This window comes from Bacillus sp. VA13, from assembly GCF_055710085.1.
In genome coordinates this window covers 177922-192516 of record NZ_JBVQPP010000003.1, presented here as the reverse complement: position 1 = coordinate 192516, position 14595 = coordinate 177922, and the positions used below count along the sequence as shown (strand labels likewise).

Below are 14595 nucleotides of genomic sequence, written 5' to 3'. Positions count from 1 at the left end.
TAATAGATGATAAGACTCATTTTGTAAACAATGAAATCATTTTTTTCATATAGGGACAGGAGAGGATGATCAAATTTGGAAAAAGGGCACATGTTAATTGTGGAAGATGAAGAGAAAATTGCCAGGGTGCTCCAGCTTGAATTGGAATATGAAGGATATAGCGTCACTATTAAACACGATGGCACAGAAGGACTGAATGCGGCCGCGGAAGGCGGGTATTCATTAGTGCTTCTTGATGTCATGCTTCCGGGACTTAGCGGCCTGGAAGTGCTGCGCCGCTTGAGAAAAACGGATCAGCAGACACCGGTCATTTTATTAACGGCACGCGACAGTATCCCTGATAAGGTAACAGGGCTGGACATCGGTGCGAATGATTATGTCACCAAGCCGTTTGAAATCGAGGAATTGCTTGCGAGAATCAGGGCGGCGCTGCGCCAAAATGGAACAAAAACAGAAGATATCTGCACCTTTCTTACATATGACGACTTGCGGGTGAACGAAAAAACCCGTGAAGTGAGACGCGGAGACAAAGAGGTGGAATTAACGCCCCGGGAATTTGATTTGCTCGTGTATATGCTGAAGCATCCGCAGCAAGTGCTGACACGGGAGCAGATTCTAAACTCGGTATGGGGATTTGATTATATCGGTGATACAAATGTCGTGGACGTCTACATCAGATACATTAGAAAAAAACTGGACTATCCTTACGAAAAACAGCTGATACATACCGTTCGCGGGGTCGGCTATACCATTAAGGGGTAAACGATGAAGCTGAAGACCAAGATTCATCTGTACACATCAATATCGCTGTTGATTTTATTAATTTTGGTCCATACCGCAGTCTATCTCATTTTTTCGTCCGCGCTGACCTCAAAGGATGCGGCCCGGCTTGCAGATGAGACGGATAACATTGCTGAAGCGCTGCATGCTGCTGAAACAGAAGGAGTGGCTTTGCAGGACATGCTGCAGGCCTATCTTCCAGCAAACGGCATGGTTCGTGTAGTGAATGGTGACCAAAAAGCCGTCATGACCATGACAAAAGAAAAAGGGTATAAAGATTTTCCACTCTCTTTTCACAGCGGGGAAACGGCAGATGTAAGGAAACATGACGGCAAACTGTTTGCTGAAGCTGCTGTTCCGGTTATTTGGACCGATGGGCAAGTGGTATCTCTTCAGCTGGTTGAAAGGCTGGAGAACACAGAAGAAAGTCTGTTTCTGCTGAAAATCATTTTAATCGCTGCAAGTGCTGCTGTTTGTATCGCTTCTTTTTTTGCCGGCAGCTTGCTGGCCCGCCATATCATCAATCCGATCAGACGATTAATGATGACGATGAAAGACATACAGCGGGAGAAAGCATTCAAAACGATTTCCTTGGAAGGACAGTCGCACGACGAGTTATATCAGATGGGGCTGACATTTAATGAGATGGCGATGATGCTGAAAGAGCATTACGATAAACAGCAGCAGTTCGTTCAAGATGCTTCACATGAATTGAAAACTCCGCTCACGATTATAGAAAGCTACAGCAGCCTGATGAAGCGGTGGGGGGCAAAAAAGCCGGAAGTGCTTGAGGAATCGATAGAAGCCATTCACTCAGAAGCGGTGCATATGAAAAAATTGACCAAACAGCTTCTGGCGCTGGCCAAAAGCCATAAAGAATTTGAGCTTGACCTGAAAACAATCGATCTGGTTAAAGTATCGCGCGCCGTCATGCAAACGCTCCAGCCCGCCTATCAGCGTGACATTTTGCTTGAAACAGATAAGGAGAGCCTGCTTGTAACAGCTGATGAAGAACGGATCAAGCAGCTGCTGACCATTTTGCTTGATAATGCCATAAAGTATAGTGAAAAAGCCATTGTGATATCAGCCGGAACGAGGAATGGACGGCCGTTTCTGTCTGTGAGAGATGAAGGCATCGGAATACCTGAGGAGCATATCCCGCACCTGTTCGAACGGTTCTACCGGGCGGATGAGGCACGAAACAGAAAAACAGGCGGGACGGGTTTAGGCCTTTCCATTGCCAAGCAAATCGCCGATGAACACGGCATTGAGCTGTCTGTCAAAAGCAAGCCGGGACAAGGAACAGCTGTCACCATACATTTCAGAGAACAGAATGGGGGAGGCCGATGAACAAAACAATCAAAGTAGCATCTGCTGCGGCAGCAGCGGTTTTAGCCGTCATCATCTGTGCGTTTCTCATCATTCGGCAAACCCATGAGGATGTACTGTCAAAGGAGGCTGTCGTAAAAAAAGTCGAAGCCTCTTATGAAGGTGAGGTCACGAAAGTAACACAATCAAAGGATAAAAAAACATATGATATGACCCTTGAAAATCCAAAGGGAACTTATTTTATAAAAGCTGACGCAAAATCGGCTGACATTCTTTCGATGAACAGAGTAAAAGCGTTGAATCCATCTGCCATGACAGAAAACGAAGCCGAGCATCTCGCGCTTGAGCGGGTGCCGGGAACCGTCAAAAAACAAACCCAACAGAATCGTGTTGCCACATATACCATTCAAAAAGAAGATGGAGAAACATACGAAGTGAAGGTAGACATGCAGGCAAAAGCAGTCGTGTCTGCCGATCGAATCATCGGTGAAGATCAACCAAAAACACCGATTACGAAAAAAGAAGCCAAAACAATTGCTGAGCGAGAAACGGGCGGGACAGCGGATGACGCAGATCTCGAAAAAAGTGAGGGCACTCTCATCTTTGAAGTGGATGTTGATCTTCCGGATGATAAAGAAGCGACTGTGAAAATAAATGCCTACACGGGAAAGGTTGCAAACATTGTGTATGAAGACTGACGGTTTCTCATCAAATTCTCATCTTTCTCTCGTTTTCCTTTCATGTTGAGTGTGTAAACTGTACTCATACAAAACAAAGGAGGAATCACATATGCTTAAGAAAAGATGGATGGTTGGTCTTTTAGCAGGGTGTTTAGCGGCTGGCGGATTCAGCTACAACGCGTTTGCAAAAGAAAACAATGAAAACACACAGCCTGCTTCTTCAAAGACTGGACTCACTGAACAGGAAGCGAAATCAATAGCCAAAACGGTTGTTGACGGAACAGTGGACGACATCGACAGAGACATTTACAACGGCAAAGAAGTCTATGAAGTGGAGATCGAAAAAGACGGTGAAGACTACGACGTTTATGTAGATATCAATACAAAACAAGCGCTCAATGACCCGTTAAAGGAGAAAGCAGAACAAGTCGTCATCACAAAAGAAGAAGCTGAAAAAATTGCCTTAAAGCAAACAAATGGTACCGTAACAGAAAGCAAGCTTGACGAAGACGACGGCGCTTACACATACGAAATTGAGATCCAAACGAAACAAGGAACCGAGGAAGAATTTGACATATCCGCAAAGGATGGACGTATCATCAAGCAAGAGATAGACGACTAATCAAAACCCCGCAGCAGCGGGGTTTTTTCATGATAAGAAACCTTCTTTTGGACAATCTAAGTAGAAAAGGAGGCGAAAAACGCATGGAAAAGAAAGAGGAGCAATACATCAATCAGGCTGAATATGTCCCTCATCCGACGAAGGAAGGAGAGTACGCTTTATTTCTTCATGAAACATATCATTTGCTCTCTGAAGATGATGAGACGCAAACAACAGAATAAGGGCTTAGGCCCTTGTTTTGTTCCGTAATTGTGATGAAAGCGCATTAATTACTTTTTTGAGTTGACACAGCTTGTTTTTTTCTGTAATCTCAGTGTGTCAATTCAATTAGGAACTTCGTTAGGTGAGGCTCCTGTATGGAGATACGCTGCTGCCCAAAAATGTCCAAAGACGCCAATGGGTCAACAGAAATCATCGACATAAGGTGATTTTTAACGCAGCTGGATGATTAGATCCTATGCCATACAGTGCTAAAGCTCTACGATTGAAGGCGCCCGCACGCTTTTTTTGCCGTGCTTCTTTCTCCTTCAATCCCGAAGGCTTTTTTTATGCCTTTAAAACGAAACTGATCAAAGGAGGTGCGGAGTATGGATTCTCCCCATTCGAGTCAATCTGAAGAAGTACCCATATACTATGACAGCAAGACAATTGATTACACGATGAGGAGACGATCTGCCGCACCTTCAGGCGAGGCCGGCACGTCTCCGTAGAGGAGGTACGAGTCCCGATGATTCAAAACATGACCTATGACGAACTCATTTTACGCATTATTATTTTATTGCGAGACGGGAAAATTAAGGATTTCAGAAGCGTTATTGATGAGCTTCAGCCCTATGATATGGCATTTATTTTTAAGGAAATGCCAGAAAAACACCGCGCCCGCTATTTATCATATTTAACTGTGGATGATATCACTGATATGATTGGGGAGCTGGAACGCGAATATCAGCTTGCCGTCTTAAATAAAGTTGGAAAAACAAAAGCAACACTGTCGATGAACAAAATGGACAACGATGATCTCGCTCAATTGCTAGAAGAAATGGACGAGGAACTGAAGGAACAGCTTTTGTCCAGCATGGAAGCATCAGAGTCAAAAGCTGTACAGCTTTTGATGAATTATCCGGCTGACACAGCGGGACGCATGATGACAAACCGGTATGTATGGATTCCTCAGCATTATTCGGTAAAAGACGCGGTCGTCAAATTGAAAAGCTTTGCTGAAATAGCTGAATCGATCAACTACTTATACGTCATCAATGAAAGCAAACAGCTGGTTGGCGTACTTTCCTACCGCGATTTAATACTGGGCGAGCCTGAAGAAAAGGTGCAGGATCTAATGTTTACCCGCGTCATATCAGCAGACGCTCTTCAGGATCAGGAGGAGGTTGCCCGCCTGATTGAACGTTACGATTTCTTGGCCATCCCGGTTGTGGAAGAAAACAACGTGCTTGTCGGTATTGTAACGGTCGATGATATTATCGACGTCGTCATTCGGGAAGCTGATGAGGACTACGAAAAATTTGCCGCTTCAGGTAAAGACATCACCTTTGACACAAAGGCATACGTGGCGGCGTATCGGCGCCTGCCATGGCTGATTTTGCTCTTATTTATCGGATTGATTTCTGGGAGCATTATCAGTTATTTTGAAGATGCACTGCAGCAAGTTGTCGCGCTGGCGTTTTTCATGCCGATGGTGACAGGGATGACAGGAAATACGGGAACACAATCTCTTGCGGTTGTCATCCGAGGGTTGTCTAAAGAAGAATTGAACAAAAAAACGATTATGCGCCTGATTTTCCGGGAATTCAGAACCAGTATTTATATCGGAGCGGTTTGTTCAGTGCTGATTGCAATTATTTCTATTTTATGGCAGGGGGACGCGTTGCTGGGATTTGTTGTCGCTTCTTCACTGTTCTTCACTTTGATTATCGGCACGATGTCAGGTACGATTATCCCTATTATTTTGCATAAGCTAAAAGTAGACCCGGCGATAGCTTCAGGACCGCTGATTACAACGTTATGCGATATTTTGTCTTTATTAATTTACTTTGGCATTGCCACTACATTCATACACTCATTATAAAATGATAAAAGTCCGTCTCAATTCCGAGTCGGACTTTTATCATTTAACGGTTTTTGTACCGAAAGTGAGCATTAAGCTGCCCCTCCAGCATTTTTTTTCGCACTTGCGGATCGTTTTTTAACAGTTGCTCTTTTTTGCGCATATCCTTTAAAATCTCTGCCGTTTGTACGCCGTCTTCACGCTTATTGGCAATATCCATCAGCCGCTCCACATCGGCAAAAGAATATTTTCTCGTTCCCCTTGAAGAACGCTGCGGATAAATGAGTTTTCGTTCCTCATAATACCTGATCTGTCTTACGGACAATCCTGTCAATTCACTCACAATCCCGATTGAAATCACTTTTTTGTCTTTATAAGAATGATCTTCTGTGGCCATTTTTCCACCCCTGGATGTCTTTTGATAATAGTATATAAAAAGCAAAGCGAAAAAACCTGACGCTTGTCATATTTTCTAACATCAAATAGAAGATTTTTGAAAAAACACGGAAGAAAAATTAACAAGAATAATGCGTAACACACAATCGCGTTTTATCCTTTATGTAACGAATAACTGAGGAGGAAGGATAATCATGGAGGAAGAAAAAGCGGTCTCGCTGGCAAAAGAAATTATAGAGTTGGATATCAAGCGTGATGAAATGTTGGAGACGTTTATGCAGCTTGCCGGAGAACATGCTTTTCAATTATTAAGATCGGTTCAAAACGGACTTTACCGAAAATCTTCGTAGACATAAATTCTTTACATTAGATTCATACCACGTTCATTTAAAAAGAGTATCTTGTGTATAGGATACCTCAAAATGAAGGAGGACGCTATGAGTAATTTATTGAAATCCGCTTTAGAAAAAGAACGACGCCATTATTCTGAAAAACTCTGTCAAATTGGAGTTTATAATAAAGAAGTCATGAACAAAATGACGATTTCTGAGCTTCGGAAGGAATATGCTTATTTCTTTCGAAGCATTCAAAATCACAAAAAATATCCTTATACAAGATAATGTATGAGGATTTTTTTTGCTTTCAGAAGGAATTTCTCGAATTATAGCGAATACGTATAGTAAGGGACTGAACTCTTATTATATGTAAGGGTTTTCATTATTTTTTTATAAAAATCCTATATACGAGGTAGATATGATGAGATTATCGTTTAACGAAGAAGAAGTTGAGCGTGCGATGAATTTGTACAGAGTTTTTGCAAGGGCTTTCAAAAGTGTGTCTGAACATAGTATCCGTGACAGCAAAGAGCACGGCTTTAATCCAACTGAATTTGCTGTACTAGAGCTCCTGTACACAAGAGGCCCGCAAAAATTACAGCAAATTGGGTCGAGACTTCTGCTTGTGAGCGGAAACGTCACATATGTCATTGACAAATTAGAAAGAAACGGGTTTTTAGTAAGGGAGCAGGATCCGAAAGATAAACGCTCCGTTTACGCGCATTTAACTGACAAGGGAAATGAGTATTTGGATAAAATTTATCCAATTCATGCTCTGCGTATTGCGAGAGCGTTTTCAGGACTTTCGCCTGATGAACAGGACCAGCTGATCGACCTGCTGAAGAAAGCAGGCATTCACAGCCAGCATTTGCTGTTTCGTTAACTATTCTACACTCTCTGTTTCAGGGAGTGTTTTTTTATGTCATATCATTCTTTTTAAAACATCTACAATCTTCTGGTCAGATATTTCGCCAAGATATCCATTGACATGTTTTTCATATTCTTTCATCTGTTCATTCGATTGAAAAAATGCCGCAATACGCTCCTCTGCTTTCTGTATGTCCCAGTTTCTCATATCTGTGACAAGCTTCCGTTCCTTTAGAAGGTTCAAATTCATTTCCTCCTGTCCCGGCAGCGCATGATAAATAAATACTGGAAGCCGTTTCTGTAAGCATTCGCTAATGGTCACGCCTCCGGGTTTTGTCATGATGCCTGCCGCTTGATCGTATAAACGATTCATCTCTGCTTTGCTGTGAAGGTAGGGAATCGCCTCAATAAAAGGGTGGCGTAAACTTTTGACATAGCAGTAGAGCTTTTCGTTTCTGCCGCATAATATTTTGTATAAGATGTTTCCGCCTGGCGACAGATCCTGAACCCATTTTAAAATACCCCCGACCCCCATGCTGCCGCCTGTGATAATGATGGTATATGGCGGATGATGCTGACAGGTGTCTGCTGATTCCATTTCAAACATCCGGTGAACAGGAATGCCGGTCAAGTATATGTTTTTCTGATCGATTCCTTCAGACATGAGCTGCTTCTTGACATCCATGATCGGCACAAAATGGTAATCAATATTCTCCCGCCCCCATAATTGATTCACAAAAAAATCAGTATAAACATTTACAACCTTCATATTCGGATATTCCGGCTTTAGCCGGTTCAGCAGATAAGAAGGCAGCGCGTGTGTGCAGAAGGCAATATCAGGCTGTTTTTCTTTTAGGATGTGTCTCATTTGTTGTGTGAACAGCCATTCGTACATGGCATAGCGTTTGTCATTCTGATATTTTCCGCAGGCGAGGAGCCTGTAAATGCCGCTGTACGTTTTCGGGAAATATTGAATCCATTTTAAATACGCCTCAGAGGACAGTTTTTCTAACCGTCTATACGTATGTGAAAAGATATCAATTTTCTCAGCTGCCAGTCCTTGAGACTCCAGTTCAGCCTCCAAGGCATCTGCAACATGGTGATGCCCGGTAGATATGCTTAAAAAAGGAAAAATGAGAATGTTTGTCATGATGTCCTCCTAAAAAAATATGGCAACTATATTTTGGGGAGAACGTTCACAAAATATAAGGGTGTTTTTGATCATAAGGAAGGTGAAGAGATGAAAACCTGTTTCCTTTCTATTTGGAGAGTGGTTGACCCGATTTATTTCTTTTTTTCAAGACTGACCTTGATTGACAAAGATCGAAAAAGCGTCTTTCGAGTCAGGCTGACAAAGTACAAAGGACATCATGTTGTACTGAGCGATGGAACGCATATAAGAAAAAATGATGTGCTTGTTAAAATACACCTGCACAACATTAAGCTGGTCAGGGAGCTGCAAAGCATTGAGAGCGCAGTCAGAAAGGGAATCATTATCTATCAAAAAGTATATCAATCGATGCCGATTCTTTTGGATTACATCAATAATCACAAAAAAAGTGAAAAAATTAAAGGGATTGTGGGCATTACAATGCTTGACAAAGGTGTGGAAAGGCTCGGTTTTGATGTGGTCACCCCGGTCAACCCTTTTTACAGGTGCTTTAAAAAGATCACACATATACCGATTTTTTATCTCACTTCAAAGCAGGTGAGCTTGCGGCGTTTACCGAATACATCCTATTTGTTTATTTCGAAAAAAAAGTTGCAGAAAACCTATCAAAAAAAAGACTGATGCCTTGGTCAGCACAGTCTTTTTTGATTATATCTGATGAAATGTCACTTCAGGGCGGCTACCGACACGGATATTTACACCGGTTTGTCCCAAGCCTTCGCTGATATAAAACGGTTTATCATGGTGATAATGAAGGCCTTTAACCATGTTCATGCGCACAAGCTTGCCCATTTTCGCCAAATGGTACGGTTTTGGCCAGTGAATTTGCCCGCCGTGAAAATGGCCTGAAAGCAGGTAATCATAATGAACATCTTTCATATCCAGAATAATGTTTGGGTCGTGTGTTAATACAAGATGGTAGCCGTTTTCTAGATTTTGATAAGAGCCGGTAATATTACTGCGATTCGTGCTGTAATCATCAATGCCGATAATATTGACAGGCCCTGCGGCCGTCTCGATTTGAACATGTTCATTTTGCAGTGTGATACAGCCGTTTTCCTCTAAAACATGCTTCAAACTCTGAAAGTCCTTTTCTTTCAATACATAATCGTGGTTACCGAAAACCGCGTACATTCCATATGCAGGCTTCAGCTTTTGCAATGCGTTCAAGTAACCTGCCAGCTTCGGGATATTACGTTTCCGATCTAGAAAATCCCCGGTAAGGGCGATGATGTCCACAGGCTGGTCCTTTGTTAAATGATATAGCTCTTCAGGTGAAACAGAAATGTTTTCTAAGTGAAGATCTGATAAATGAAGGATATTTAATTTTTTTCTGGCTGAAAGGCCGTCTTTTTGATCGATTGAAATGGTGTTGACCTTAACATCTTTTGTATTGCGGTTCGCTTTATATATAAATGGCACAGATACGAGTATGGCCAATGAAAGTAAGATTGTAAACAAAATATATCCCCTCCCCACCTATCAGTATAGTAAGTAATCGAGCCTTATGGATAGCGGGAATTAATGGTAAGAGACAGGTTGAAAAACGGATTGTCATCTGATGAATGTTTTGGAAAGGAAAAGGGATAATAAATTTTGACACATGAGGCAGAACATGCCGGATATGGTGTCAGAATAACAGATGGATGTGTAAGCGATGTTACGATTAATGAGACAACACAAAAAAGAAACATATTATCTCTGGATCGCATTATTTCTCCTTTTGCTGTATGTATCCCCGCTTTTTATTTTAAAGGAAGATGCCCATATTCGCGTCCACGACAATTTAGATTCCAATATCGCTTGGTACAAGGTACTGGCAGATAGCGGAGAAATCATCGGCAAGGTTGACGCGGCCATTCCGCAAATCATTAACGGGCTGCCGCGGGATGCCTTTGGCACTGAGTTGAGCGGAATTGTTTGGCTGCACGCTTTCTTTTCTTCCATGACCGCCTATGCAATAAGCCAGACGATTACAAGGGTTGTCGCTTTTTTTGGAATGTATATGCTGCTGAAGAAACATGTAATTCCGGAGCCAAAAGCGGCTTTCATCCGAATTGGCGTATCGCTGGCCTTTGCCTTAACACCTTTTTGGCCTTCGGGAATGCTAAGTACGCTAGGATATCCTTTGGCACTGTGGGCTTTTTTAAATATCCGAAAAGGGGATATCTCTTGGAGAGAGTGGCTGACGCTCGGGTTGCTTCCTTTATATTCAAGCTTTGTCTTAGGCTTCTTCTTTTTCTTGGCAGGAATGGCGTGTTTTTGGCTGTATGATGCCATCACAAATAGAAGATGGAACCTGATTTTTTTAGGCAGTATTGCATTTATGACGAGTATTTATCTTTTCGTTGAATATCGGCTTGTCTATTCGATGCTGTTCTCGCACGCACCGATGCATCGGATTGAATTTATTTCATCAAGGCATGACGTTTGGCATTCTCTCCGTCTCTCCGTCAAAAACTTTGTCTATGGCCATAATCATGTGATGACCGTTCATACCGTTGTCATCCTTCCGATCCTGCTGCTCGTATTTGCAGCTGTACTGTTCAAGCGAAACCGGACAAAGTTAGAAAATGTTTATCTGTTTTTATGTGTGCTTAATTACGGACTGTCATTATGGTATGCATTTTGGTTCAACAAAATATGGGCGGTGCCAAAGCAGAAATTTGCCTTTTTAGCCGAATTTAATTTTGCCCGTTTTCATTTTCTGCGGCCGCTTGTCATATACGTAAGCTTTGCGCTAGCTTTGTATCTCATTTTGCGGATGGGAAGAGGATGGAAATGGCTTGTATATGCTGCGGTTGCTGCTCAGCTGATGGTGTTGGCGCCTTTTAATGAAGAATATACGTATGGCGTTCACTACAATGCGCCGACATTTCGGGAGTTTTATGCATCCGAGCAATTCAAAGAGATTAAGGAATATATCGGGCGTCCTCAAGATTCGTACAGGGTGGCAAGCATCGGACTGCATCCGTCTATTGCCCAATATAACGGGTTTTACACGTTAGATACGTATAACAATCTGTACCCGCTCTCATATAAATATGAATTTAGGAAAATCATTGAAAAAGAGCTGGAAAAAAACGCTCGGCTGAAACAATATTTCGATGAATGGGGCAGCCGCTGCTATCTTTTCGTTGATGAACTCGGGAAACGATATGATTTCAAAAAGAACTCGAAGAAAACGATTAACAATCTTCAATTAAATACAGATGTATTTAAAAAAATGGGCGGGCGTTATATTTTTTCTTCAGTTCCGATCAAGAATGCTGAGCAAAACCATCTTGCGCTCGTTAAGACGTTTGACCATAAAGATTCTGCCTGGCGCATTTATTTATATGAAACAAGATAAGGAGGATATCGATTGAAACAGTCACAGCCAGTATTAACCATCGTCGTTCCGTGTTTCAATGAAGAGGAAGTGTTTCAAGAGACAAGCCGTCAGCTGACAGAGGTTGTAGACAGCTTAATTGAAGAGAAGTTAATCGGTGAAGACAGTAAAATTCTGTTTGTCGATGATGGCAGCAAAGACCGCACCTGGGCCTTGATTGCTATGGAGAGCATAAGAAACAAGAAGGTTACGGGCTTAAAATTAGCCTGCAATGTCGGACACCAAAAAGCGCTTTTAGCCGGGCTGCATAAAGCGAAGAACAGGTCAGACTGCGTCATTTCGATTGATGCTGATCTTCAGGACGACATCTCTGTGATCCGGGATTTTATGCTGAAATATCATGAGGGCTGCGAAATCGTTTACGGTGTCCGCCGCAGCAGAAAAACTGATACCTTTTTTAAACGTACGACCGCTTTAGGGTTTTATCGCCTCATGAATAAGCTTGGGATTAAATTAATTTATAATCATGCTGATTTTCGTTTAATGAATAAAAGATCGCTTGAAGAGCTCGCTCGTTATCCGGAAGCGAATCTGTTTTTAAGAGGCATTGTTCCCATGATCGGCTTTAGATCAGCCGAAGTCTTGTATGACCGTAAGGAACGCTTTGCCGGCAAAACGAAATATCCGCTGAAAAAAATGCTATCATTCGCTTTTAACGGGATTACATCATTCAGTGTCGCGCCGATCCGATTCTTTACGATTTTAGGTTTTGTTTTATTTTTCTTCAGCGCTGTGGCAGGAGTTGGCGCATTTATACAAAAGCTGCTAGGCCATACAAATGCAGGATGGGCGTCGCTCATCATTTCCATTTGGTTTTTGGGCGGGCTGCAACTAATGGGAATCGGGATCATCGGAGAGTATATTGGAACGATTTTTTCTGAGGTGAAAAGACGGCCGAAATATGCGATTGATATCGATTTATATAATGAGCCGCTAAGCCCGCTCCAGCGCCAGGAGAAAGAGCGGTTAGAAAAAAAGTACAGTTGAATGGAAAGAGCTGACTTCATTAGTCAGCTCTTTCAGCGTGCCCGACAAACTTTACTTTTGATACAACGTACTTGAATGATAGGTGGCTAATGACTCAGGCGTCCTGCCTAAACGCCACCTCCATCACATCTGGTGAAAGTCAGCTCTTTTTCTTCAACTGATGTAAAATGGCGTTAAGAGGTTCGTCTTGCGGGTTACGGTAAAAATCAAAAAATGGGCAGCCCTGCTTCTTAATCCGATCAACGACGGTGTCAATTGTAAACATAGCGGGTGTCAAGGAGGTTTGTACCTCGTGCCAATAGAGCGGTGCCGCGACAGTGCCAAGGCCATTCCCTCTTGTCGAATAAGGACAAATAATCGTTTTTCCTTCTGCATGCTGCAAATAATCAAGATACAATTTGCCGTGCCTGTTTTTGATCAAGCGTTCAGTGGTAAATAGCTCGGGAAATGCATTGGTGCAGTACTCAGCGATCAGCTGTGTAAACTGGCGTGTTTCTTCATACGTAAATGCCTCAGGGGACAAGGGAATATAAAGCTGGATGCCCTTGTTGCCGGACAGCTTTGGAAACGATGTGATGCCGAAGGAGTCAAACAGCCGCTTCAGCTCATTTGCAGCCTGTACAGCCATGAGAAAGTCATCTCGTGAAGGCGGGTCCAAATCAATCACAATCTCAGCCGGACGCCTGCTTTGAATGGTTTGAAAAGGGACATGAAACTCCAAAGCAAGCTGGTTGGCAAGCCATAATAAAGTGGACATATCCTCGCAGACAATATGTTCATGGCTTCCGTCATAGAAAGATTGAACAAAATCCGGCGCATAGTCCGGCTTGTTTTTTTGGAAAAACGATTCGCTCCTTGAACCATGCGGATAGCGGATGACGGTGACAGCACGGTTTTTCAGAAATGGGAACAGGTAGTCACTGACTTCAATCATATACTGAATAAAATCTTCTTTTGTTTTTTTATTCTTTTCAAATATGATTTTATCCAGGCTTGTGAACTGAAGCTTTGGATGGACCGGTTTGGAGTGGCGTATGACTTGCGCATAAGTGCATTCGGTCCAGTCCATATGGAATTCAAAACCGACAAACGATACCTCTCTCAATGTGCCTTGGAGAATCGTTAAGTATTGAACGGTTGCACAAATCGATGGTTCTAGCGTAAATTCGCCTGAAGATGTTTTATGTCCGTGCTGTTCCATAATCTCACGTATGGCGTTTTTTTCCTCATCACGCATTCCGTGTGAGACAGAGGCAATCGGTGTCATTACGCCGTTTTTTAACACAGACACCGTCAGAAATCCATTGTGTGGGTTGAACCCTGTTATACAAACATAAGCTTGTTTAAAGTTTTTATATTTGAGCCAATCGGACGACCGCTTTCTTTCAAGCCATTTGCTGTTTGTTTTCTTCGCTACGATTCCTTCTCCGTCATATTTCGTAACCATTCTCCAAAGCGGATCAAAATGATCATAGCATGGGATATACTGGATAGTTTCCTTAGCATAAGGGTCTGGAGAAGCAGGAAGCTTTGCCGCAGACATGAGATCGTACAGCGATTTTTTCCGGTCCAGATACGAAAGAGGCGAAATATCTTCTCCGCGGCGCTCTAACAGATCAAAGGCGAGAAAGCAACACGGACGCGCGTTTGCCGATTCCTGAATCTTATCTGGTCTTTTCAAACGTCCCCGCACCTGAATGTGTTCAAAATCTGAACGGCAAGGGTTCACCAAACAGACGATTTCGCCATCAAGTGTCAGCGGAAGATCTTTTTCCATATGCAAAAAGGCGGTTTTGGCGAATTGCGTGATTTCAGGAAAGCTACTGTTAAGCTCTAAGCCATTTCTGCTGGTTAAGGTCACACCTGCTGAATGGATGCGGAGAATACAGCGGTACCCGTCATATTTTACTTCGTAGCGCCATTCTGCTCCTATTGGCGGTGACGAAGTAAGGACGGGCTGCATGGTGAACGCCAT

17 protein-coding genes and 1 riboswitch are annotated in these 14595 nt (G+C 42.7%); of the genes, 13 read left to right on the top strand and 4 right to left on the bottom strand.

Annotated features, from left to right (window positions below; genetic code table 11):
* Nucleotides 1-75 precede the first annotated feature (75 nt).
* From ykoG to mgtE, 7 genes are all read left to right on the top strand, one after another.
* Entirely contained in the window at nt 76-762 is a 687-nt protein-coding gene (gene ykoG, locus AC0C66_RS12855) for a two-component system response regulator YkoG (protein WP_461845713.1), read from the top strand.
* 3 nt (nt 763-765) lie between these two features.
* Nucleotides 766-2130: a two-component system sensor histidine kinase YkoH gene (ykoH, locus tag AC0C66_RS12850; RefSeq protein WP_461845714.1), complete on the top strand. Its 1365-nt coding sequence runs from the start codon at nt 766-768 to the stop codon at nt 2128-2130.
* The gene (locus tag AC0C66_RS12845; protein ID WP_072182928.1) at nt 2127-2807 is read left to right on the top strand and encodes a PepSY domain-containing protein; all 681 of its coding nucleotides are present in this window, start codon (nt 2127-2129) and stop codon (nt 2805-2807) included. Before ykoH ends, AC0C66_RS12845 begins: the two co-directional genes overlap by 4 nt.
* Nucleotides 2808-2898: 91 nt before the next feature.
* Entirely contained in the window at nt 2899-3411 is a 513-nt protein-coding gene (locus AC0C66_RS12840; protein ID WP_072182927.1) for a PepSY domain-containing protein, read from the top strand.
* 83 nt (nt 3412-3494) lie between these two features.
* Nucleotides 3495-3632: a transcriptional regulator SplA domain-containing protein gene (locus AC0C66_RS12835; RefSeq protein WP_003218541.1), complete on the top strand. Its 138-nt coding sequence runs from the start codon at nt 3495-3497 to the stop codon at nt 3630-3632.
* 107 nt (nt 3633-3739) lie between these two features.
* Nucleotides 3740-3907, top strand: a riboswitch (M-box (ykoK) riboswitch).
* A gap of 91 nt (nt 3908-3998) precedes the next feature.
* Nucleotides 3999-4121 (top strand): hypothetical protein, encoded by a 123-nt coding sequence (locus AC0C66_RS12830; RefSeq protein ID WP_010330178.1) that lies wholly within the window; start codon nt 3999-4001, stop codon nt 4119-4121.
* Nucleotides 4122-4138: 17 nt separating this feature from the next.
* Complete coding sequence (gene mgtE, locus AC0C66_RS12825; RefSeq protein WP_072182926.1) at nt 4139-5494, top strand: magnesium transporter; 1356 nt, start codon at nt 4139-4141, stop codon at nt 5492-5494.
* A gap of 43 nt (nt 5495-5537) precedes the next feature.
* Here mgtE and tnrA read toward each other — a convergent pair whose 3' ends face one another.
* The gene (tnrA, locus tag AC0C66_RS12820) at nt 5538-5870 is read right to left on the bottom strand and encodes a MerR family transcriptional regulator TnrA (protein WP_014113551.1); all 333 of its coding nucleotides are present in this window, start codon (nt 5868-5870) and stop codon (nt 5538-5540) included.
* 193 nt (nt 5871-6063) lie between these two features.
* On the opposite strand from tnrA, the gene AC0C66_RS12815 reads away from it, so the two are divergent.
* The 3 genes from AC0C66_RS12815 to AC0C66_RS12805 all read left to right on the top strand — a co-directional run bounded on the left by AC0C66_RS12815 (nt 6064) and on the right by AC0C66_RS12805 (nt 7087).
* Nucleotides 6064-6219: a hypothetical protein gene (locus tag AC0C66_RS12815; protein WP_003218545.1), complete on the top strand. Its 156-nt coding sequence runs from the start codon at nt 6064-6066 to the stop codon at nt 6217-6219.
* Nucleotides 6220-6306: 87 nt separating this feature from the next.
* The gene (ykoL, locus tag AC0C66_RS12810; RefSeq protein ID WP_014113552.1) at nt 6307-6489 is read left to right on the top strand and encodes a stress response protein YkoL; all 183 of its coding nucleotides are present in this window, start codon (nt 6307-6309) and stop codon (nt 6487-6489) included.
* A gap of 133 nt (nt 6490-6622) precedes the next feature.
* Entirely contained in the window at nt 6623-7087 is a 465-nt protein-coding gene (locus tag AC0C66_RS12805) for a MarR family winged helix-turn-helix transcriptional regulator (protein ID WP_014113553.1), read from the top strand.
* A gap of 39 nt (nt 7088-7126) precedes the next feature.
* On the opposite strand, the gene AC0C66_RS12800 is transcribed toward AC0C66_RS12805, so the two are convergent.
* Entirely contained in the window at nt 7127-8221 is a 1095-nt protein-coding gene (locus AC0C66_RS12800; RefSeq protein WP_072183408.1) for an MGDG synthase family glycosyltransferase, read from the bottom strand.
* A 90-nt stretch (nt 8222-8311) separates the two neighbouring features.
* On the opposite strand from AC0C66_RS12800, the gene AC0C66_RS12795 reads away from it, so the two are divergent.
* On the top strand, nt 8312-8863 hold the full coding sequence (locus AC0C66_RS12795) for a YkoP family protein (RefSeq protein ID WP_461845715.1): 552 nt from the start codon (nt 8312-8314) through the stop codon (nt 8861-8863).
* Between the two features lie 27 nt (nt 8864-8890).
* Here AC0C66_RS12795 and AC0C66_RS12790 read toward each other — a convergent pair whose 3' ends face one another.
* Nucleotides 8891-9703 carry a metallophosphoesterase gene (locus AC0C66_RS12790; protein WP_014113556.1) on the bottom strand — a complete coding sequence of 271 codons (813 nt, stop codon included), beginning with the start codon at nt 9701-9703 and terminating at the stop codon, nt 8891-8893.
* Between the two features lie 196 nt (nt 9704-9899).
* Here AC0C66_RS12790 and AC0C66_RS12785 point away from each other — a divergent pair, with 196 nt between their 5' ends.
* Both AC0C66_RS12785 and AC0C66_RS12780 read left to right on the top strand, forming a co-directional pair.
* Nucleotides 9900-11594: a DUF6044 family protein gene (locus tag AC0C66_RS12785; RefSeq protein ID WP_461845716.1), complete on the top strand. Its 1695-nt coding sequence runs from the start codon at nt 9900-9902 to the stop codon at nt 11592-11594.
* Between the two features lie 12 nt (nt 11595-11606).
* A complete protein-coding gene (locus tag AC0C66_RS12780; RefSeq protein WP_072566174.1) occupies nt 11607-12620 on the top strand; it encodes a glycosyltransferase family 2 protein in 1014 nt (337 codons plus the stop codon).
* 139 nt (nt 12621-12759) lie between these two features.
* Here AC0C66_RS12780 and AC0C66_RS12775 read toward each other — a convergent pair whose 3' ends face one another.
* The gene (locus tag AC0C66_RS12775; RefSeq protein WP_461845717.1) at nt 12760-14595 is read right to left on the bottom strand and encodes a DNA ligase D; all 1836 of its coding nucleotides are present in this window, start codon (nt 14593-14595) and stop codon (nt 12760-12762) included.